This window comes from Streptosporangium sp. NPDC051023, assembly GCF_040689595.1.
Classification (GTDB): domain Bacteria; phylum Actinomycetota; class Actinomycetes; order Streptosporangiales; family Streptosporangiaceae; genus Streptosporangium.
This window is the reverse complement of the sequence record NZ_JBFBCE010000068.1, coordinates 1-20,699: the sequence shown is the minus strand read 5'-3', so window position 1 is coordinate 20,699 and position 20,699 is coordinate 1. Positions and strand designations below refer to the sequence as shown.

The 20,699-nt window shown below is 70.9% G+C and carries 17 protein-coding genes; 4 read left to right on the top strand and 13 right to left on the bottom strand.

Going from position 1 to position 20,699, the window contains the following annotated elements:
* Window positions 1-124 precede the first annotated feature (124 nt).
* Window positions 125-1,117: an acyl-CoA desaturase gene (locus AB0395_RS34150; RefSeq protein ID WP_366288137.1), complete on the top strand. Its 993-nt coding sequence runs from the start codon at window positions 125-127 to the stop codon at window positions 1,115-1,117.
* A gap of 174 nt (window positions 1,118-1,291) precedes the next feature.
* A complete protein-coding gene (locus AB0395_RS34145) occupies window positions 1,292-1,579 on the top strand; it encodes a carbohydrate-binding protein (protein ID WP_366288136.1) in 288 nt (95 codons plus the stop codon).
* Window positions 1,580-1,893: 314 nt separating this feature from the next.
* Here the strand turns inward: AB0395_RS34145 and AB0395_RS34140 are convergent, their stop codons facing one another.
* The 13 genes from AB0395_RS34140 to AB0395_RS34080 all read right to left on the bottom strand — a co-directional run bounded on the left by AB0395_RS34140 (window position 1,894) and on the right by AB0395_RS34080 (window position 15,574).
* Window positions 1,894-2,964, bottom strand: coding sequence for a flavin reductase (locus tag AB0395_RS34140; RefSeq protein ID WP_366288135.1), 1,071 nt, complete (start codon window positions 2,962-2,964; stop codon window positions 1,894-1,896).
* A complete protein-coding gene (locus AB0395_RS34135; RefSeq protein WP_366288134.1) occupies window positions 2,961-3,638 on the bottom strand; it encodes a 4-carboxy-4-hydroxy-2-oxoadipate aldolase/oxaloacetate decarboxylase in 678 nt (225 codons plus the stop codon). Before AB0395_RS34135 ends, AB0395_RS34140 begins: the two co-directional genes overlap by 4 nt.
* Before the next feature lie 134 nt (window positions 3,639-3,772).
* Entirely contained in the window at window positions 3,773-4,480 is a 708-nt protein-coding gene (locus AB0395_RS34130; RefSeq protein WP_366288133.1) for an RraA family protein, read from the bottom strand.
* Window positions 4,477-5,229, bottom strand: a complete 753-nt coding sequence (locus tag AB0395_RS34125; RefSeq protein ID WP_366288132.1) for a 4-carboxy-4-hydroxy-2-oxoadipate aldolase/oxaloacetate decarboxylase — start codon at window positions 5,227-5,229, stop codon at window positions 4,477-4,479. The genes AB0395_RS34130 and AB0395_RS34125 overlap by 4 nt, the downstream gene beginning before the upstream one ends.
* Window positions 5,226-6,257 (bottom strand): hypothetical protein, encoded by a 1,032-nt coding sequence (locus AB0395_RS34120; protein ID WP_366288131.1) that lies wholly within the window; start codon window positions 6,255-6,257, stop codon window positions 5,226-5,228. The genes AB0395_RS34125 and AB0395_RS34120 overlap by 4 nt, the downstream gene beginning before the upstream one ends.
* An 82-nt stretch (window positions 6,258-6,339) precedes the next feature.
* Complete coding sequence (locus tag AB0395_RS34115; protein ID WP_366288130.1) at window positions 6,340-7,344, bottom strand: amidohydrolase family protein; 1,005 nt, start codon at window positions 7,342-7,344, stop codon at window positions 6,340-6,342.
* A gap of 91 nt (window positions 7,345-7,435) precedes the next feature.
* On the bottom strand, window positions 7,436-8,902 hold the full coding sequence (locus AB0395_RS34110) for a 4-hydroxyphenylacetate 3-hydroxylase N-terminal domain-containing protein (protein WP_366288129.1): 1,467 nt from the start codon (window positions 8,900-8,902) through the stop codon (window positions 7,436-7,438).
* A gap of 48 nt (window positions 8,903-8,950) precedes the next feature.
* On the bottom strand, window positions 8,951-10,192 hold the full coding sequence (locus AB0395_RS34105) for a flavin-dependent oxidoreductase (RefSeq protein ID WP_366288128.1): 1,242 nt from the start codon (window positions 10,190-10,192) through the stop codon (window positions 8,951-8,953).
* Window positions 10,193-10,347: 155 nt separating this feature from the next.
* The gene (locus AB0395_RS34100; RefSeq protein WP_366288127.1) at window positions 10,348-11,388 is read right to left on the bottom strand and encodes an alcohol dehydrogenase catalytic domain-containing protein; all 1,041 of its coding nucleotides are present in this window, start codon (window positions 11,386-11,388) and stop codon (window positions 10,348-10,350) included.
* A gap of 23 nt (window positions 11,389-11,411) precedes the next feature.
* A complete protein-coding gene (locus AB0395_RS34095) occupies window positions 11,412-12,596 on the bottom strand; it encodes a cytochrome P450 (protein WP_366288126.1) in 1,185 nt (394 codons plus the stop codon).
* Between the two features lie 149 nt (window positions 12,597-12,745).
* Entirely contained in the window at window positions 12,746-13,894 is a 1,149-nt protein-coding gene (locus AB0395_RS34090) for an FAD-dependent oxidoreductase (RefSeq protein ID WP_366288125.1), read from the bottom strand.
* Window positions 13,891-14,082 carry a ferredoxin gene (locus AB0395_RS34085; protein WP_366288124.1) on the bottom strand — a complete coding sequence of 64 codons (192 nt, stop codon included), beginning with the start codon at window positions 14,080-14,082 and terminating at the stop codon, window positions 13,891-13,893. The genes AB0395_RS34090 and AB0395_RS34085 overlap by 4 nt, the downstream gene beginning before the upstream one ends.
* A 31-nt stretch (window positions 14,083-14,113) precedes the next feature.
* Window positions 14,114-15,574 (bottom strand): aldehyde dehydrogenase family protein, encoded by a 1,461-nt coding sequence (locus AB0395_RS34080; protein ID WP_366288123.1) that lies wholly within the window; start codon window positions 15,572-15,574, stop codon window positions 14,114-14,116.
* Between the two features lie 220 nt (window positions 15,575-15,794).
* Here AB0395_RS34080 and AB0395_RS34075 point away from each other — a divergent pair, with 220 nt between their 5' ends.
* Both AB0395_RS34075 and AB0395_RS34070 read left to right on the top strand, forming a co-directional pair.
* Window positions 15,795-16,964 (top strand): helix-turn-helix domain-containing protein, encoded by a 1,170-nt coding sequence (locus AB0395_RS34075; protein ID WP_366288122.1) that lies wholly within the window; start codon window positions 15,795-15,797, stop codon window positions 16,962-16,964.
* Between the two features lie 1,041 nt (window positions 16,965-18,005).
* The gene (locus AB0395_RS34070; RefSeq protein ID WP_366288121.1) at window positions 18,006-20,576 is read left to right on the top strand and encodes a S8 family serine peptidase; all 2,571 of its coding nucleotides are present in this window, start codon (window positions 18,006-18,008) and stop codon (window positions 20,574-20,576) included.
* Window positions 20,577-20,699: the final 123 nt, after the last annotated feature.

Here is a 20,699-nt window from a genome sequence, read left to right as displayed (position 1 = left end):
TACCCTATGGAGTGTTTTACTTCCCCTGGGTGACCGTCATGTCACTTTCCGGCAACTGTCGTGACGTTGGGTTACAGACGTTCAATGAGTGGCCCGATCGACTTCGCCGACCGCAGGAGGCAGCGTGGCCTCGTCGCCCGTCCCGCGACCCGCCCCGGGCGCGACGGAGACGGTCGCGGTCACCATGGGCCGCCGCACCGCGTACCTAGTCGTCCTCGTGCTGCTCCCCCTGCTGCTCCTGGCCCTGGCCCTGCCCGCCGCGTGGGGGTGGGGCGTCGGCCTGCGCGACGTGGTCATCGCGATCGTGATGTACCTCGTCAGCATCTTCGGGATCGCCATCGGCTACCACAGGCTCCTCACCCATCGATCCTTCAGGTGCCGCAGGCCGCTGCGGATCGCCCTGATGCTGGCGGGCGGCATGGCGGTCGAGGGACCGGTCACACTGTGGGCGGCCGAGCACCGCCGCCACCACAAGTACGCCGACCGCGACGGCGACCCGCACTCGCCGTGGCGTTACGGCGACAGCGGCCTGGCGCTGCTGCGCGGCATGGCGCACGCCCATGTCTGCTGGTTCTACACCGCGCGTCACCGCTCAAGCCGCGCGCACTGGGTGCCCGATCTGCTGGCCGACCCGGACGTGCGGCGCTTCGATGCCGCCTACCCCGCCGTCGCCGCACTGTCGTTCGCGCTTCCCACCGCGGCGGGCGGGCTGTGGTCGATGTCGTGGGCAGGCGCGCTGAGCGCCTTCTTCTGGGGCGGCCTGGTCCGCTACGCCGTGGTGCACCACGTCACGTGGTCGGTGAACTCCGTCTCGCACACCTTCGGCGAGCGCCCGTTCACGACCAGGGATCGCTCGTCCAACGTGCGGTGGGTCGCGATGCTGACGCTCGGCGAGGGCTGGCACAACTGGCACCACGTCGAACCGACCTGCGCCAGGCACGGGGTGCTCAGGGGGCAGCTCGACCCGAGCGCCCGACTGATCCGCTGGTTCGAGCGGGCACGCTGGGCGTACGGCGTGCACTGGCCTGACCCGGAGCGTCTGGCCGCCCGCCGCGCTGACCAGCATGACCAACACGGCCAGTACGGTCGGTGCGACCAGCACGACCGGCACTCCTGACGGCCGGTTCACGTTCCCGGGCCGGCGGAGTTCGCACGAAGTTCGCGGGCACGCGGCGGCGCCGTATGCGGTCCATACAACCGGGATATGCAAAAGCGAGGGCTCCTCACGCCAGGTGAGCCCAGGGCAATGTGGGGACGCTCGTTCTCCTTTTCCCCTCTCCCGAGGAGTCACATGAAATCAGACCGCGCGACATCCGCCATCGCGCTCTTCACAACGATTTTCCTGGGCATCGGCCTGTATGCCGCCATGGCTGCCCTGGCCGCCCCCGTCGGCGGTTCCCGCCCAACGCACGCAACCGACCCGGGCATCGTGTGGCCGTCCTGGTCGGCGTCGCGCGCCTACAAAGTCGGCGATCTGGTCACCCACTATGGCACCACCTACAAGTGTGTCCAGGCCCACTCCTCCTCCGACGGCGGGGAGCCGCTCACCACCCCCGCCCTGTGGATGGCCCTGAGCTGACGGACTGACGGCCGCAACGACGCGCTCCGCCCGCCCTCAGCGCGGAGGACTCCCGCGACCTCACCGAGGCCGCGTTTCACCGGACCTCACGCAGACCCGTGTTCACGGGCCCGCACGGGCCACGGAACCTTACGGAGGACGGGCGGAGCCTCGAACCAGGACACGTGGTCCTCAAACCAGAGCACGTGATCGTCAGAGCCCGGGCGCATAGACCTCGAACCAGGGAACGTGGGTCTCGAACCAGGGCACGTGATCGTCAGAGCCAGGCGGTGAGGGCGGAGCGCACACCGTCGGGTGCACTCTCGACAGACATGTCATGACTCCTTCGTCGGGCTCGTCGAGACGGCCGGTGCGGGTTCCGCCGGGCAGCACAGGCGCCTGCCGACCACGGCCAGGTGTGCGGTCATCGCCTCCCTGGCCCGCACCGCGTCACCCGCGGCGATCGCGTCGTAGATCTCCTGGTGCGCGGCGAGGGCCCGCCGGGTCGCCTGGGGGTTGGTGCCGGTCGAGTAGTGGGCGTGGCGGGAGCGGGCGAGGGACTGTAGCGAGGCCGCGATGGCGGGGTTGCCGCTGGCCGTACCCAGGGCCGCGTGGAAACGTACCGACTCCTCGGTGAAGCGCTCCGGGACCGACGCGGCCACGCGGGAGCCGTCGATGGCCTCACGCAGCGCCGTAAGGCCCTCGGGCGACCGCCGGAAGGCCGCCAGTTCCGCGGCGGCCGGTTCGAGGGCGCGCTGGGCCTCGATCAGCTCGCTCGGCGACAGACCGTCCTCGTGCAGGCGCGCGGACAAGGCGTCGGCGAACGTCCCGATCCCGGTGTCGGGAGTGCCCTCGTCGGCGGGGTCGAGCCGCCGGTAACCGCCCGCCCAGTACAGCAACGGCCCGTTCTCCGCGTTCCCTCCCGGCCCGGCCGTACCGTTCTCCGTACCGCCCGCGGCCACCACCTCACCGATCAGGATCTGGTGGTCCCCGCCGGGGAGAATGGCGTGCAGCCGGGTGTCGAACCAGCTCAGGCAGGCGGAGACGACGGGGGCGCCGGTCCGCTCCGTGCGGGTGACGACTCCGGGGAAGGCGCCCTCCGCGCGGCCCCTGCCACGTGTGGAGAAATACTGCGACACATCCCGCTGGCCGCTCGCCAGCACGCTGACGGCGAAGCAGCCCGCCGAGTTCACCTCGTCCAGGAAAGGACTGTTGGAGTTGATGGACACGGCCACCAGCAGCGGGCTCAGGGAGAGCGAGACAAACGAGGTCGCGGTGATGCCGTAGAGGTGGTCGCCGTTGCGGGTCGTCACCACGGTGACGCCGGAGGCGAAACGACCGGCGGCGTGCCGGAAGGAGTTCGCGAGGACGGCGGCATCCGGTACGGCGTTCGCCCGCGCGTTCACGGGGCACCCCCCGCCCGCTCCGCGGCCACCGCCACGTCCTCCGGAAGCTCGGCGACCAGCGGGTTCCCGAGGCCGCGGAACCCGTAGAGGTCAAGGGTGAGCTCCCCCTCCCGCAGGCGCCGCATGAAGACGTCCTCCTTGGCCACCCGTTGCCGGGCCGCCTCCAGGACGCCGTCCACGGACGCGGCGGGCAGGACGACGATCCCGTCCTCGTCCGCCACGACGAGGTCGCCGCGGTGGACGACCCGGCCGCGCATGATGACCGGGGACCCGATCGTGCCGGGCCATTCCTTGCCGGTCCCCCGGATCGCGATGTGCGTGCTGAACGCCGGGAAGTCCAGGGCGCGCATGCGGTCGGTGTCACGGACGCCACCGTCGATCACCAGACCGGCCACGCCTCGCCGCTGCGCGGCCACCGCCAGGACCTCGCCCCAGTAGCCGAAGGGGGCGCCGCCCGCGTCCACCACGAGGACGTCACCCGGACGGGCCGCTTCAAGGGCCCAGTGCAGCGGAAGGTTGTCCCCGGCCGCGGCCTGGACGGGCAGTGCCCGCCCCGCGAGCCTGGCTCCGGCCCAGGCGGGCCGGAAGGCGGGATCGAGGTCGCAGCCCAGCCCGGACGCCTCGTACAGGGTCGCCGACCCCATCGCCAGCACCTCGGCCACCGAAACGGCCACTGAGACAGCCACTGAGACGGCCACTGGGACAGCCACTGGGACAGCCACCGAGACAACCGTCGGCACGTCCACCGGGTCCTCACCCGGAGCGGCGGCGGAGAGGTCCTTCGAAACGCCCACGGGGCTCTGCCCGGTCACGACTCGGCCTTTCGCTGCAGGTTGTGGTACCCATAGGCGGCGCGGGCCTCGGCGATGGACGCCCCGGCCAGCGCCATGCGCAGGATGTTCTCCTCGCGCTCGGCGATCTCCTTGGCGACCGCGAGCACCTGTTCCTCGCAATCCCGCGGGATGGCGACGACCCCGTCCTGGTCTCCAACGATCAGGTCGCCGGGGCGGACCTGCACCCCGCCGATGTTCACCGGTCCCTGGACCTCGGCGACCTCGACACGGTCCTTGCCGGTGCGCATGAACCGGCCCCGGCTGTAGACGGGGTAGGTGAGGTCGAGCGCCCGGTGGACATCGCGGCAGACACCGTCGATGACGGTCCCGGCGATGCCCCGGGCGTGCGCGACGGCGGTGAGGATGTCGCCCCAGACGGTGCAGTCGGTGCGGCCGTCGTTGTCGAGCACGACCACCCCTCCGGCGGGCACGTCGTCGAGGTAGTCCCCGACGGTGCCCGGCGGCGTGCTCGCCGACACGTAGCGGACGGTGTAGGCGCGGCCGGTCATCTTCTGCCCCGGCCCGAGCGGGGCGATGCCCAGCAGGCTGCCCGTACGGCCCAGCCGGTCCAGGGCATCGGAGACGGTGGCCGTGGAGAACGCCGCGAACTGTTCAACGATGCCGCCCTGTTCGACGGCACCGGCCTGTCCGATACTGCCGGTCTGTTCGATGGTGCCGGTCATGGGGCCGCCTCCGCGGTGATGGTCGGGAACTGTGAGTCGTGCATGACGTCGATGACGCTGCGGCCGGACCGTACGGCCCGCGCCATGTCGGCCTCGCGGGCCGCGATGCGCTCGGCGAGGCCCAGGACGCGCCCGATCTCATGCCGGGCGACGAAGACGACGCCGTTGCGGTCGGCGATCACGAAGTCGCCGCTGCTGACGCGGACCCCGCCGACCTGAATCGGCACGTCCATGGCCTCCTGGACGATCCGGCCCCTGGCGCTGACGGTCACGGCGGCGCGGGCGAACAGCGGCAGGTCAACGCCCTCGCAGTCCTGCACGTCCCGGCAGGCGCCGTCGACGATGACTCCGGCGACCCCGCGCTGTGCGGCGGCCTCGGCGAGCAGGCCGCCCCAGCAGGAGACGTCGGTGCGCCCGTGGTTGTCGATGACGACCACGTCGTCGGGGTCGGCGACGGCCACGAGCGGGGTGGCGATGTGCGTGGCGGGTCCGGCCGCTGACTTGGGGGCCGCCTTGACGGTCCGGACGACACCTGCGACGACCCGCCCCGCGGCCCACATCGGCCGCAGCACGGTCACCGCCCCCGGCAGTCCGAGGGTGTCGAGGGCGTCGGAGATCGCGCACGCGTCGAGGGCGCGCAGCCTGGCGACCTCGGCGGACGCGGTTCCCGCCCCCACAGCGCCCGTCTCCATGGCACCCGCGCTCTCCATGGCCCCCGTCTCCGTGTCGGCGGTCTCGTTCTGGGTCATCGGTCGGACTCCTCGGTGGCAGGTGACCAGGTCACGAATCCCATGGCGTTGCCCGTACCGGCCTCGGTCCGGTAGCAGGGCTGGTAGTCGACGGAGCCGACGGTCAGCCCGGTCTCGGCGGCGATCCCGGCCACGACGATCCAGTTGCGCAGCTCGGAGCTGCCCGAGCGCATCTCGGAGGCCGGGACCGACGCGAGATAGCGCTCGTCGCCGGCCTCCAGGCCCCTGATGAAGGCCCGGTCGAGGTCCTCGTCGATGACGAAGTGCGACAGTCCGCCGGAGGCGACCACCCCGACGCGCAGGTCTTCGGGGAAGGACGCCAGAGCGCGGCCGAGAGCGCGGCCGAAGTCGAGGCAGCGCCGCGCCGTGGGCGGGTTCGGCTCGTAGAAGGTGTTGACGAAGACCGGCACCATCGGCACCTTCGACGTCTCGCCCATGATCCGCTGGTAGATGAAGCCGTACCCGTGGGGGATGCCGTGGTTGCCGTACCGCCCGGCGGGCAGCGAGCGCGACGCGGCGACGTCGAAGCCCTCCTCGGCCGAGCGCTCGATCAGATGCCTGGCCAGGCCCGCATGGCAGGGACGGGTGACAGTGCTGGAGGGCACATCGCCCAGCGCTGCCTCCCCCAGTCCCGGCTGCATCGCGGCGATCTGCTCGGGGGTGAACGGAACGTGGTCGACGGCGTCCCCCCAGTAGACCGCGAAGGCGGGCAGCAGTTCGTCGTCATAGACCTCTTTGTGGTCGCTGCTGACGATGACCAGCACGTCGATCGCCGCGTCGGCCAGGTGCCCGCCCAGGCGGTCCATCGCCCGCTGGCAGGCCGCCCAGCGGTTGTACTGGACGTCGGGCGCGCACTCGTGAGAGAAGTCGTCGCGCTCGGCCTTGAGCTCGTCGAAGGTGTGGCGCCCGCCGCGGAACTCCAGCGTCGAGCTGCGGCGGTCGGCCTCGCCGCGCTCCGCCCAGCGGACTGGAGGCGTCTTCAGCTGTGGTCCGTGTGAGGTGCCGATTCCGGCTACGACGGTTGCCATCGTCTGCCTTTCGTTCGGTGTTCGGCCCGCCCGCTGTCCCGGGCGGGCCCGGCCCGCCGTACGAGGCGGGCCCGGCCTGCTGTCAGAGGCGGAAGAGGTCGCTCGCGTTCTTGCTGAAGATCGCCTCACGCTCGGCCTCGGTGAGCCAGTCGATGTCGTCGACCAGCAGGTGAATGTCGTCGAACCAGCGCCCGTTCTCCGGGTTGATCTGGGAGCCGGTGCCGGGCTTCTCGGTGCCGAACAGGCAGCGGTCGACGCCCACGACCTTGACGAGCAGTTCGATGGCCTCCTGGGTGTACAGGCAGGTGTCGAACCACAGGCGGCGCAGCTTCTCCAGGTACGGCGTGCCCCCGGCGCGGACGCCCGACGGCAGGAACCGGCCGACCTGGTACGGGATCGCCCCGCCGCCGTGCGAGACGACGATCTTCAGATCGGGGAAGTCACGCAGGACCTGCGAGGACAGCAGGCTCCAGATCGCAACCGTCTCCTCCTGGATGAAGTGCAGGCTGTACGGCTCGCGCGCCGGGGGCCTGCAGCCCGCGGCGTGGATCAGCGCGGGCACGTCCAGCTCGCACAGGGCCTCGTAGACCGGATACCAGTACCGGTCGCCGAGCGCGGGCGGCGTCGCCGTACCCTCGTGCGGGTCGGGGTTGAGCAGCGCGCCGACGAAGCCCAGCTCGGTCACCGTACGGCGCAGCTCGCCGACCCACTCCTCCGGCCGCAGGTCAGGGCTCTGCGGCAGCCCGGCGACTCCCTTGAACCGCCCGGGGAACAGCTCGCAGGAGCGGTGGATGACGTTGTTCGTCTCCTCGGTGAACCACTGGACGAGCTTGGCGGGCTGCTCGCTGTGCATCATCTGGTACGGCCGGGGCGAGATGAGCTGGACGTCGACCCCGGCGCCGTCGATGTGGTCGAAGTGGGAGACGTTCCCGAAGCTCGGGTGCGGCTCGAAGTGCACGGCGCGGATCCGGTCGTCACTGATGGACGGGCCCTTTCCGCCGTGCGCTCCGCGGTGGGACAGGAGGTTGGCCTTCCACGCGTACAGCTCCGCGGGGGCGGTCACGTGGCCGTGGACATCGATGATCATGACGTTCTTCCAGGGATGCGGGGCCGCCCCGGACGGGAACGGCACGGACGGAGAGCGACGCGGGCGAAGACCCGCTCAGGCGGAAAGCGGCTCAGGCGGAGAGCGGGGAGGAGATGAGCTCGGTGAGGCGGCCGTCGACCGACGAGCGGTCGTAGGTCCGCAGCAGACGGGTGCGCCCCGCGCCCGGATCCCCCCGGTGCAGGTACTCGTACAGCTCCTGACGGGAGCCGAACCCGTCCCCGACCAGCTCCCACGCGACGCGGAAGAGCCGTGCCTTGCGGTCGACGTCGATGTCGTGGCCGCGCATGTACTTCTCCAGGAACGGCCGCAGCTCGGGGCTGGCCAGGTCGGCCTCGGTCGGCTGCATGATCAGCCCGGAGGCGCCGATGCGGCGGACGATCTCCACGACGCGCGCGGAGACGTCGGCCGACCAGAACCCCAGGCCGTAGCTCGGCGCGGGGGCGAGCAGCCCGCCGGGGGTCGGCTCTGCCGACATCTCGGCTCCCACGATGCCCAGGCGCAGCGTCTCGGCGTAGGAGATCAGCTCCCCGACGTTCTCCTGGATGCCGCGGAAGGCGTTCACCCCGATGCTCTCGGCGAGCATCGCGGCCACGGACACGAAGACCTTCAGCCGCTCGTGGAAGCGGATGTGGGTGCTCTGCATGCTCCAGGCGTTGATGCGGCTGAGCCCGCGCAGCGCGAGCATGCCGTCGCCGAGGAGGAACAGCCGCTCCCAGGGGATCTCGACGTCGTCGAAGAAGAGCATCGCGTCCTGCTCGTCGAACCGACGCCCGAGCGGGTGGCTGTGGCCGTTGCCGCGGTCGCCGAGCGGCTCCCGGCACAGGATCTTCAGGCCCTTGGCGTTCATCGGCAGCGCGAACCAGATGACGAACTTCTCCGCGCCGCGCTGCGCGGTGACGGCGTTGAGGTAGACGAGGACCTCGTGGGAGAACGGCGCGAGGGTGGCCAGCTGCTTGGCGCCACGGATCACGACGCCCCGCTCGTTCTCCTCGACGACGCGCAGCGCCAGGTCGGGGTCGTCGAGGGGACTCGCGCTCCGGTCGATCTGCGGGTCGCCGAGCGCGTGGGTGAGCACGAGGTCGTGCTCCATGGCGTACCGGTGGTAGGCGACGGCGTTGGCGCCGAAGCCCGCCCTGCCCTTCTCCAGCTCGTCGTGATAGTCGTGCAGGCCGACCACGACGTTGGCCATGAAGTCGGGCGAGCGGCCGAGCTGTCCCCAGCTCTCCCGCATCCACCACTCGGAGGCCGCGAACTTCGCCCGCAGCTCGTCAGGGGTCCTCGGCAGCGCGTACGACCTGCTCACCCTGTTGCCCGTCTCCGGGGAGACGAAGGTGTTGGTCTCGACGGCCTCGGGCGTGGAAAGGCGCAGGTCGAACAGCCTGGCGAACTCGTCGACGACCCCGCGGAAGGCGGGATGTTCGGCGACGTTCTTCACCCGCTCCCCGGCCAGCCAGACCTCCCGTCCGTCGTCGAGGCTCTCGCGGTATCTGTCACCGGTCATGGCGCCGCGAGCGTGAGTGATGTCGGTGATGCCCATGGTTTTCCCCCTCATGGTTGTCTGGAGTGGTTGTCTGGGTCTGGCGGGTCAGGAGCGGGCGAGGGCGGAATGGGAGAACCCCGCGACGGCCTGGTAGCCCTCGCTGAGCCGCCTGATCTCCTCGGGGGTGATCACGTCGCCGACACGCTCGAAGGGCCGGTCCCCGGTGCGCTCGTAGACCTCCCGCAGCAGGGCGTCCGGCGGGTTGGCCCGGTTGGTCAGCACGACACGGGAGGTCGCGGGCAGCCGCTCCTCCTCGTAGGCGCGCAGCGCCCGGTACGGGTCCCCGTCACCGGCGAGGCGGGCGGCCAGGACGCGGGCGTCCAGGATGGCCTGGGCCGCGCCGTTCGAACCGCGCGGCACCATCGGGTGTGCCGCGTCGCCGAGAAGGGTGACGCGGCCCTCGGTCCAGTGGCCGAGCGGGTCCTGGTCGACCATGGGGTACTCCAGCACCGCGTCGGCGGCCCGGATCATCGCGGGCACGTCCAGCCAGTCGAAGTGCCAGTCGGCGAAGGGTCCGATGAAGTCGTCGACCAGTCCGGGGCGGTTCCAGTCACGGGCGTCCCCGATCGGGGCCTCGACCTCCGCGACCCAGTTGACCAGCTGGTCTCCCCGGTCGTTGACGTCGTCGCGGATCGGGTAGATCACCATCTTTCCGGTGGCCAGCCATCCGGCCCTGACCATGCTCGCCCCGGTCAGGAAGCGCGGCCAGACGGTGGTGCCGCGCCACATCATGTATCCCGTGTAGCGCGGGGCGACGTCGCCGTGGAACTGCCTGCGCACCACCGAGTGGACGCCGTCGGCGCCGACGACGACGTCGCTCCTGACCTCCGAGGTGGAGCCGTCCGGGTGCTCGACGTGGACGGTGGCCGAGCGCTCGTCCTGGGTCACGCGGACGCCGCGGTGGCCGAGCAGTACGGCGTCGGGGCCGAGCCGGTCGCGAACGGCGCCGAGCAGGACCTGCTGCAGGTCACCGCGGTGGATGGAGAACTGCGGCCAGTCGTAACCCGCGTGCCTTCCCGCCGGTTCTGTGGCGATCAGCTGACCGAACCGGTTGAAGAACGCCGACTCCCTGGTGGTCACGGCGACGGCGGTGAGGGCCTCCTGGAGACCGAGCCGCGACAGGTTGCGGGTCGCGTGCGGGAGCAGGTTGATGCCCACGCCGAGGGCGCCCAGGTTCGGGGCGGCCTCCAGCACCACGCACTCGACCCCCACCCTGTGGAGTTCCAGCGCCAGGGTGAGACCTCCGATCCCGGCGCCGAGGATCGTGACCCTGGGCTTGGTCGCCATCTGCGACTCCTTCCTCTGCGTGCTCCGCACGACTGTCTGCTCTGTACGGCTCTGTACGGCCCGGGCGCGACGGGCATGCCGATGAGGACACGGCGGCATGGCCCGTCGGCGCCCGTGGCACCGCGAACTGTGAAATCGGGGGGTGTCGGGGTGGGTCAGGTCATCCGGAGGATCGCCTTGAGCGCCGTCCCCTGGTCCATCTCGGCGTAGCCCTCGGCGATGTCCTCGATCCCGAGGACCCGGTCGACCAGCGGTGACGGGTCGAGCCGGCCGCCGACGACGTCGTCGATCAGGCCGGGCAGGTAGTGGCGTGCCGGGGCGACCCCGCCCGCGAGCCGTACCTGCCGCCCGAACAGCCGCATCGGTGCGATCTGCGACACCCCGTGGGGGACGCCGACGAATCCCACCGAACCGGCAGGGCGGACGACGTCGAGCGCGGTGTCGAAGGCCGCCTGCATGCCGACGCACTCGACGACCCGGTCAGGCAGACGTCCGTCGAGCAGGTCCCGTACGGCCTCGACCGGCGACTCGTCCCGTGAGACGAGCAGCGTCCGCGCTCCGGCCGCCTCCGCGACCTTCAGCCGATCCGGCCGCTCGCCGAGCAGGAGCACCCGGGCGGCCCCGGCACGGGCCGCGGCCATCGCGGCGGAGATGCCGACCGCGCCGTCGCCGATCACCGCGACGGTCTCGCCGCTCTCGACCCCGGCGAGGACGACGCCGTGCGTACCGGTCGCGAAGACGTCGCACAGCGGGATCAGCCCGCGGGCGAGATCGTCGTCGATCTCCGCCTCCGGCCAGGGAAGCTTGACGAGCGTCACGTCGGCGTACGGCACGCGGATGGCCTCCGCCTGCGCGCCCGCCCAGTCCTTGCCCCAGATCCCGGCATGCGCGCAGAGCGGCTGCAGACCGCGCAGGCACTCCTCGCACCCGCCCTCGGAGAACAGGAACGGCGCGATGACGACGTCACCGGGGCTCAGAGTGGTGACGTCCTGCCCCACCTCCCGCACCCTGCCGATGAACTCGTGCCCGATGCCGCCTTCGCCGTGCGGTACGAGCCCGCGGAAGGTCCACAGGTCCGAGCCGCAGATCCCGGCGTAGAGGATGTCGACGACGACGTCGCCCGGATCGACGACCTCCGGTTCCGGCAGGTCCTTGACCCCGATCCGTCCCGGTTCGGTGAACCACGCTGCGCGCATGCTGTTTCGGCCTTTCGTCGGTCTCAGGCGGCCGCGACGACGGTGGCGGGCAGCGCGTCGAGTCCGCGGATGAGCTGGTTGATGCGCCGGACCGGCGTGCCGACCTCGAAGCGCTCGACCCGCCGCGCCAGCGCGCCGAGGATCGAGTGGCCCTCAAGGCGGGCCAGGCCCTGGCCGGCGCAGCCGTGCATGCCGTAGCCGAACGTGAGGTGGTCCACCGGGTTGCGCGTGACGTCGAAGCGGGCGGGGTCCTCCCACTTGCGCTCGTCGCGGTTGGCCGAGGCGTACAGCATCATCACGCGGGACCCGGCGGCCAGCCTCTGACCGTCCACCTCCACGTCGCGGGTGGCGACCCGGCAGAAGAACTGCACCGGTGCCTCGATGCGCAGCACCTCGTTGAACGCGCTGGGGATCAGGGAGGGGTCCTGGCGGACGAGGTCCCACTGCTCGGGGTGCTGGGCGAAGTGCCAGACCGCGTTGCTGATCGCGTTGATCGTCGTGTCGAGCCCTGCGGTGACGTAGGCCGACATGAGCGGGACGCAGGACTCCTGGCGGATCTCTCCGGCCGCGGCGGCGTCGTAGATCGCACGGCCCATGCTGCCCGGCGTCAGCTGGTCGGGCTGGATGCTCGACAGGTAGGCGAGCTGGTCCTGCAGGAGCGGGAAGGCGGCGTCGGTGCGCGGTCCGGGCGGCCCGCTGGCGGAGAAGGCGGCGTCGGCCCAGCCGAGCACCTTGTCGCGTCCGTCCTGGGGCAGGCCGATCAGGTCAAGGACGATGGAGATGGGGAAGGCGCGCGCGAGGTCGTTGACCGCGTCGAAGCTCCCCGCGGCGACGAGCGGCTCGACGAGTTCGTCGGCCCTGCGCTCGATGTCCTCCCTGAGGTTCCTGATCGCCTTCGGCGACAGCCTGGAGGCCAGCACGTTGCGGAGCTTGTCGTGCTCGGGCGGGTCGGTGGCGATGATCATGCCCTGGGTGGCGGCGTTGGCCAGGTCGTTGAGGCCGATGCCCTGGGCGGAGCTGAAGGACTCCCAGTCCGACAGGGCGGCCCGCACGTCGGCGTACCGGCCCATGGCCCAGGAGCCGTAGTGGGGCAGGTAGACGGCGGGGGCGGTGTCGCGGATGAGCTGGTAGCCGGGGAACGGGTCGGTCAGGGCGTCGTCGCTGAACAGGTCGAGGTCCAGGGAGGGACCTTCCGGGGTGCCGGTCATGCTGTGCTCCTTAGGGGAACTGTGGGGGGTGGCCCGGTGTTCGGCCCGGATCAGGGCCGGGGTCCTGGGTCCGGTTTCGGGCCGTGTCTCAGGTCCTGGGTCCGGTTTCGGGCCGTCATTCGGCTTCGGGCCGGGATTCGGGTCCTGGGTCAGCTCGCGGTCGCGAGCCTGCGCAGTTTGACCACGGGCATGCGATGGTTCACGGTTGCGGCGGCCACGGGGACGCCGTCGTGGGTCCACCGGACGAGGGCGGTGCGTTCGTCGAGTGATCCGCTGAGGACCTCCGGGATCGCCCCCGGCAGGATCCGGCCGCAGATCTTGATGTCGAGGCCCCACTGCTCGGTCCAGTAGTACGGCGCCGGGCGGTAGACAGGGGCCTCGTCCCCCTTGAGCAGGGCCTGAGCGGCGGCCCGTGCCTGGTCGATCGCGCTGCCCCAGTGCGGGGAGCGTCTGGGCCTGCCGGTGCGCTCGCTGACGCGGGTGACGACGTCCCCTGCGGCGACGACGCCCGGCGCGACCCGGCAGCGGTCGTCGACGAGCAGCCCCTCGGGGCCGCCGAGTCCCGAGCCCGCCAGCCATTCGACGTTGGGCAGGTCGCCCACCGCGCTGACGACCACGTCGGCCTCCAGCAGCAGCCCGTCGGCCGTCCGCACCGCGGTGACCGGGTTTCCCCCGACGAGCTCGACCGCGCCCGGGGAGCGGACGAGCCGTACTCCCTCGTCCACGGCGGCCCGCGTCATGTGCTCGGCCAGGAAGCCGCCGAACTGCCGGACCAGCGGGGGATCCCGGTCGACGACGGTGACGTCGAGGCCGAGCCCGCGCGCTGTCGAGGCGATCTCCATGCCGAGGAACCCGCCGCCGACGACGACCAGCGAGCCCGCTCCGGCGAACGCGGCGCGCAGGCGCAGCGCGTCGTCCAGGTCGCGCACCACCAGCTCGCCCGCCTCCGGCGGCCCGAGCCGCCTGGCCCGCGCCCCCGAGGCCACGACCAGGCCGTCGTAGGGGAGTTCCTCGCCGCCGTCCAGCAGCACCCGCCGCCGTTCGAGGTCGAGGCCGACGGCGCGGGTCTTGACGCGGAAGTCGATGTCGGGACGCGGCGGCGCCATGAAGACCGACTCCTCGGTCTCGGTGCCCTTCAGCATCCCCTTGGACAGCGGCGGCCGTACGTAGGGGGTGTACGGCTCATCGCTGACGATCGTGATCGAGCCCTCGTGCCCGTGCTGACGCAGCGCGTCGGCGGCGGTCACGGCGGCGATCGAGCCGCCGACGATCACGACGTCCCGGATGTCCTCGGTCACTGCTGCAGCCTCAGCGCGGCGACCGGGCACACGCGCACCGCGGCCTCCGCGTTCGCGGCCTCGTCCGGCAAGACCTCCTCGGACAGGACCGTCAGCTCGCCCTCGTCATCGAGTTCGAGCAGGTGGGGAGCGGCCTCGGCGCAGAAGCCGTAGCCCTCGCAGCGCGTCTCGTCGACGGTGATCCTCATGTCGGCACCTCTGTCGGGGATTCTCGGGTGATCAGACGGGGTAGGCGGGCGGGGTCGGACGGGCGGTGACCCACTGCCAGTAGGTGAACTCGTCCAGGTTCCAGTGGCCGCCGTAGCGGCCGCCGTTGCCGGAGGCGCCCATGCCGCCCATCGGGATGTGCGCGGCGTCGTTGATGGTCTGGCCGTTGATGTGGACCATTCCGGTGCGCAGCCGCTCGGCGATGGCGAGCCCACGTGACATGGTCCGGGTGTGGATCGCGGCGGACAGGCCGTACGCGGTCAGGCCCGCGAGCCGTACCGCCTCCTCGTCCGAGGCGAACCTGGTCACCGGGATGACCGGGCCGAAGATCTCGTCGGTGAACGCGCGGTCCTCCGGCGAGACCCGGTCGAGCACGGTCGGCCGGTAGAAGGGCCCGTCGTGGGAGCCGCCGGTGCTGAGCACGGCGCCGGAGGCGATCGAGGCGGTGACGATGTCGTGCACCCTGGTCGCCTGGCGGACGTCGATGAGCGGCCCGACCCGCACCTCGGGGCGCTTCGGGTCGCCCATGACGAGGGAGGCGGCGTGCTTGGTGAGTCGCTCGACGTACTCGTCGGCGATCCGCTCGTGCACGAGGTGGCGGCCCGTCGCCATGCAGATCTGGCCCTGGTGCAGCAGCGAGCCCCAGGCCGCGTTGTTGACGGCGGCGTCCAGGTCGGCGTCGTCCAGGACGATGAAGGCGTTGTTGCCGCCCAGCTCAAGCACCACCCGCTTGAGCAGGCCGCCCGCGATCTCGCCGACTCGCTTGCCGGTGGCGGAGGACCCGGTGAAGGAGATGACCGACGTGTGCGGGGAGCGCACGACGGCCTCGCCCGTCTCCGGGCCGCCCGGCAGAACGTGCAGCAGCCCGGCGGGCAGTCCCGCGGCCTCGAACACGCGGGCGAGGGCGACGCCTCCGCTCAGGGACGTCTTGATGTCCGGCTTGAGCAGTACGGCGTTGCCGAGCACCAGCGCCGGGGCGACGGAACGGATGGCGAGCATCAGTGGAGCGTTCCAGGGCGCGATCACCCCGACGACGCCGACCGGGACGCGCCTGGCCATGCTCAGCGTGGACGGGTCCTCGTGCGGCAGCAGCTGGCCGTACGGCTGATCGGCCAGACCGGCCGCCGACCGCAGCTCGTCCAGGGCCTTGGTCACCTCCTGCTCGGCCTTGGACCGGATGCCGCCGGTCTCCCGGATCATCGTCTCCACGATGTCGGCCCGCATGGACTCCAGCGCCTGGGCCGCCCTGACCATCACGGCGATGCGCTCCCTGAAGGAGGCGCGGGCCCATTCGCGCTGAGCGGCCGACGCGCTCGCCCCGGCCCGCTCGACGTCCGCCTCGTCGGCCAGGCCGATCTCGCCGATGCGCTCGCCGGTCGCCACCTCCAGCACGTCCGCGGTCCCGGCGCCACCGGGACGCCACCCGTCGGAGAACAGGTGGCCGGAGACCGACGCGAAATCACATTGGCTCACTGAAACGCTCCTAATCACGGCAGCAACCCAGGTCAGAGGGGGTTAAATCGGCGTTTAGAGGAGGTTACGCCGCGGTATCCGGGTGGCGTCTCGCTACAGGTGAACTAATCTCCGGGGTAGGAGTCCGACACGGTGTCGGAACGCCGCCGGAACGATCTCGGAGCGGCACCGGGACGGCGTCGGAGCGCCGCCAGAACGGTGTCGGCGCGGGAGGGGTGACATGAGCCTCGACGACATGATCCAGACACTCGCGGAGCAGCTCGACGTCCCGGTCGTGCTCTACGACGACGACCTGAACCTCGTGGCGTTCAGCGTCCACGCCAACGACGTGGACGAGGCCCGCAAGTCGGTGATCCTGTCGCGCAAGGCGAGCGCCCGGGCCCAGGAGATGATCGCCGCCCACCAGGTCCGCAGGGCGCACTCCCCGGTACGGCTGCCCCCGCACGAGGGGATGCCCGCCCGGGTGATCTACCCGGTCTGGCTCGACCGGCACCTCGTCGGCTACATCGCCTACATCGGCGACACCCCCGACGAGGAGTTGGAGGCCCAGCACCGGACGGCCCTGGCCCCGATGGAGTCCGAGATCGGCGCGCTGCTGGCCCTGCGCAGCCTCCAGCGCCGCCAGACCTCCGAGGACTCGCGCCGCCTGCTGGTCGGCCTGTTGTCGGCGGAGCCCTCCCAGCGCGCCGCGGCCGCGGCCGAGCTCGTCGACTCCGGGATGCTCAGCTCCGCCGCCAGATACGCCGTGATGATCTTCAGGCCGGCCCACCCCACGGCGCGCTCCGCGAGCGGCCCCCGGCTCGCGGTCGAGCAAGGGCTGTCGGTGATCGTCAGGTTGACCTCGCTGAAGGCGTGCGGCGCGGTCCTCGGTGACGAGGGAGTGCTGGTCATCCCCCGTCCCGTCAAGGCCGGCAAGCTCGCCAGCCTGCTCAGACGTCCCGGGCTTGAGTCACTGCGGGCCGGGGCGGGCGGCCCTCGTGACTCTCTGGCACAGGTGCACGAGTCCTACCGCGAGGCCGTCATGGCCTGTCGCGCCGCGACCGCCGACCCGGCCCACTACGGCCACTCAGCCCACTGGGACGACCTGGGCCTGGACCGCCTGCTCATCCAGCTCCCCCTCGACTCCCTCACCCTCGACGACCTCCCCCCGGCCGTCCGGCGGCTCCTTGAGGCCCCCTCGGGCGCGAAACTGGTGGAGACCTTGGAGGCCTACCTCGACAACGGCGCCGACGCCCAGGAGACCGCCCGGGTGCTGGTCATCCATCGCAGCACGCTGTACTACCGGCTCGGCCGGATCCACGAGATCATCCAGGATGATCTGTCCGACGGCCGGACCCGCCGCGAACTCCACACCGGCCTGAGAGTCGCCACCCTCGCCGGCCTCCGCTAGCCGTGTTCCTTTGCGACGCCTGACGGCGTCGCGGGCTTGGGCCCCCGAGTCAAGAGCGGTCCCGATCACGAGGGCACCCAAGCCGGGTCCAGGAGTGATCGACGATTACCGCCTGATCCGGGAAACACACCTTGGTGCGGTGAGCGCTTACCTCCGCCATGACCGTGACCGTCCGGGCGCCGGTACGGCCTGCCGCCCGCCGGTGCGCCGTTGCCGTTCCGGCGATTCTCTTCGGCATGTTCAGCCGGTTTTTCCGCACTCCTTCGAACGATGTCCGGTGTGATGTCCGCGCAGCGGGGTTACACCCGGTGTTCGACGTGTCACATTCACTCCCCGAGGGTTTCCGGTTTCGCTCCCGCGGTGCGGTAAGGGCGTTTTCCGTCCAGCACGTTCCCCGGCGTCCTATTTCACTGGGCGTTTCATTCGGACTCCATTCTGTATCGGAAATCACCCGCCTCGTTGGAGTGCCCCTCCCTCAAGGGGGGCACGCGATCCGTGAAAACTTTCAATAATGGTGAAATAAAAGGCCGTTCGCCGCGGGAGCCGTACCTCCCGCAACGTGCTGACACATGACGACCAGGGCAGACACGGGGCGCAGCGGGTGGGCGGGCATCGGGGGGCCGTCATTTCTATGATGTTCCCCGATCGCTGTCAAGCGCACGGAAATCAACTTTTCAGCGACAGGACGGGCCCTGCCGTGAATCGGCGCAATGACTCCGTGCGCCCATCTAATGGCCGACCGTATAAATCAATTTACGGGTTGATTTTCGTATGGGTGATCAGCCTATGCTGACTCGTCGGGTCCATTGTTTTCATGACACGCCGATTGTGCGGGTAACAGGGCTTGCGGCACCTCGGATCGACCTGTTCGGGGGAACACGCCGCTGTTCTTCGGCATGCCCGAAGTCACCGATCGTAAGGCTCTGAACTCGCGCGGCGTGAAAGAGACAAGAGGAGAATTTTTTGTCCGTCCATTCCGCTTCCCGGAATCGCAGAGATTTTCCATCGTCACGACGGCGGCTCGCCGCCGCCCTGCTCGCCGTGACCGTCGGCACGCTGTCCGGCGTGGTCTCGGCGGGACCGGCCGCGGCCGAACCGGCCCCGGCCTACGACCACGGCAAGGAGAAGGGCGTCGCGCCGGGAACCCACGGGCCGCTGCCCAAGGGGTTCTCCACGACCGAGCTGTCGGTGAAGTTCAGGTCCGACCGGACTGTACGGCTGCGCGACCACAAGCTGGTCGCGGAGGACAGCGCCGACGCCTCCGAGATCCAGCGGGTGTTGGCCAAGTACAAGGGCGCGTCGATCAGGCCGCTGTCATCCACCCCCGAGACGAAGGTCACCCAGCAGCGGCTCCAGCTGGAGAAAAGCACCGGCCGCGAGCTGCCCGACCTGAACTCCTGGTTCGTCGTCACCGTGCCGCAGGGCATCGAGGCGCTGCTGAGCGACCTGAACGCCCTGCCGTCGGTGGAGATCGCCCAGGCCAGGCCCATTCCGGCAGCGCCAACCGAGCCGCTGCGCACGCACCAGAAGTACCGCAACGCGACCGGCTCCGTCCAAGGCGGAGGGCTCGACGCCGACTACGCCAACGCCCAGCCGGGAGGCAAGGGCGACGGCATCACCGTCACCGACATCGAGGTCCAGTCAACGGTGACCCCGCTGTACGGACCGCAGACGATCGCCGCCGGAAACGACCACTCGCTGATGGTGACGTGGACCCCGGTGCTCGGCGAGGTGTGGGCCTCGGGTGACAACGCCCAGGGTCAGCTCGGCATCGGCAACACCACCACCAAGAAGGTCCCGGTTCGGGTCCCCGGCCTGTCAGGCGTCGCCGCCGTCTCGGCGGGCAACGGCTACTCGGTCGCGCTGAAGTCCGACGGCACCGTGTGGACCTGGGGCGACAACAGCCAGGGTCAGCTCGGTAACGGCACCCTCACCGACAGTTCGGTGCCGGTGCAGGTCGCCGGAATCTACAACGCGGTGGGCGTGAGCGCGGGCCCCGGCCACGTGCTGGCCGTACTGTCGAACGGCACCGTGCGGGCGTGGGGCGACAACAGCCAGAGCCAGCTCGGCTACGCGGGCTCCGACTCCCCCATCGCGATCACCGTCCCCGGGCTCACGGGCGTGTCCACCGGGCCCGGCTCCGTCGCGGCGGGAGCCGCCCACTCCGTCGTGGTGCTCGCCAACGGCACGGTCAAGGCCTGGGGCGACAACAGCCAGGGACAGCTCGGCGACGGCACCACCACCGACCGAATCTCCCCGGTCGCCGTCCCCGGCCTGACCGGCGTCGGTCAGGTCAGCAGCCGCGGCGAGCACGTGCTCGCCCTGGTCTCCGGCGGCACGGTCAAGTCCTGGGGCGACAACAGCCAGGGACAGCTCGGCGACGGCACCACCGTCGACCGGCTCTCCCCGGTCGCGGTGTCCGGCCTGACCAATGTCAGCGGTATCTCCGCCGGCTCCCTGCACAGCGTCGCCACGACGACGTCGACCTCCTCGGCGACCTACACCTGGGGCGACAACGCCCAGGGGCAGCTCGGCAACGGCACCACCACCGACTCCACCACCCCGGTGGCGACCTCCCTGGCCGCCGAGACGGTCGCGGCGGGCCTGGCGCACACCGTCGGCAAGCTCGGCCAGTGGTTCTACGTCTGGGGTGCCAACGGCAGTGGACGGCTCGGTGACGGCACCACCACCACCCGGACCAGCCCGGTCCAGCTCAGTGGGGTGACCAACCACTGGAACATGTGCCACGAGGACTTCGCCGGGCGCGTCGCCACCGGCGGGGTGGTCCAGGTGCCCGCCCTGTTCGGCGACCCCTGCTCCACCGACTCCTCGGTCGGCCACGGCACCGCCGCCGCCGGGATCATCGGCGCCCAGGACGACAACGGGCTCGGCCTGGCGGGCATCGCGCCGCACGCCACGCTGCACCTGTCCGGCACCGCCGTACCGGACGCCGTCGCCTACGCCACCGCGCACTCCGGCCCGGGCGGCGTGATCCTGTACGAGGTCCAGGTGGGCTCCTCCGGCCGCTGGTATCCGTGGGAACTGGACAGCAGCGTCTACGACCAGACGGTGCTGGCCACCGCGGCCGGGGTGACCGTGGTCGAGGCGGCGGGCAACGGCGGCAACAACCTCGACGACCCGACCGACGCCTACGCAACCACCATCATGGGCCGTCCCGACTCCGGCGCCGTCATGATCGGGGCCGGAGCGCCGCCCAGCCCCGGCGGGACGAACTGCACCGGATCCACCCCGGCCGCCGAGCTGACCGCGCTGTCGTTCTCGACGTACGGCTCACGCGTCGACGTCCAGGCCTACGGCGCGTGCGCCGCGTCCCTGGGCACTCCCGGCTGGCAGGACCTGACCCCGTCGGAGACCAACCCGAACAAGCTGTACACCGGTACCTTCAACGGCACCTCCAGCGCCAGCGCCATCGTCGCCGGTGCGGTGACCGCCCTCCAGGGCGTGGCCAAGCAGGCGGGCGGGGTGCTCACCCCGGCCCAGGTCCGCGACACCCTCAAACTGACCGGCACGGCCCAGCCCACCGGCGACCCCCACCACATCGGCCCGCAGCCGAACCTGCACGCCGCGATCGACGCGATCCTGGCACCCTAGATGATCGCCCCCACGGCGTAGCCGCAGGAAAGCCGCGTAGACAAGGCGCACCTTCATCTATGCCTCGTCACGCTCTCCGGTCGCGGAGAGCCCTTCCATTTCCATCAGCGGATTGGCGTGGAG

Coding starts and splice junctions, on each gene's coding strand:
- AB0395_RS34145 (WP_366288136.1), top strand. CDS start 1,292: ATGAAATCAGACCGCGCGACATCCGCCATCGCGCTCTTCACAACGATT.
- AB0395_RS34130 (WP_366288133.1), bottom strand. CDS start 4,480: ATGACCGGCACCATCGAACAGACCGGCAGTATCGGACAGGCCGGTGCC.
- AB0395_RS34125 (WP_366288132.1), bottom strand. CDS start 5,229: ATGACCCAGAACGAGACCGCCGACACGGAGACGGGGGCCATGGAGAGC.
- AB0395_RS34120 (WP_366288131.1), bottom strand. CDS start 6,257: ATGGCAACCGTCGTAGCCGGAATCGGCACCTCACACGGACCACAGCTG.
- AB0395_RS34115 (WP_366288130.1), bottom strand. CDS start 7,344: ATGATCATCGATGTCCACGGCCACGTGACCGCCCCCGCGGAGCTGTAC.
- AB0395_RS34110 (WP_366288129.1), bottom strand. CDS start 8,902: ATGGGCATCACCGACATCACTCACGCTCGCGGCGCCATGACCGGTGAC.
- AB0395_RS34105 (WP_366288128.1), bottom strand. CDS start 10,192: ATGGCGACCAAGCCCAGGGTCACGATCCTCGGCGCCGGGATCGGAGGT.
- AB0395_RS34100 (WP_366288127.1), bottom strand. CDS start 11,388: ATGCGCGCAGCGTGGTTCACCGAACCGGGACGGATCGGGGTCAAGGAC.
- AB0395_RS34095 (WP_366288126.1), bottom strand. CDS start 12,596: ATGACCGGCACCCCGGAAGGTCCCTCCCTGGACCTCGACCTGTTCAGC.
- AB0395_RS34085 (WP_366288124.1), bottom strand. CDS start 14,082: ATGAGGATCACCGTCGACGAGACGCGCTGCGAGGGCTACGGCTTCTGC.
- AB0395_RS34075 (WP_366288122.1), top strand. CDS start 15,795: ATGAGCCTCGACGACATGATCCAGACACTCGCGGAGCAGCTCGACGTC.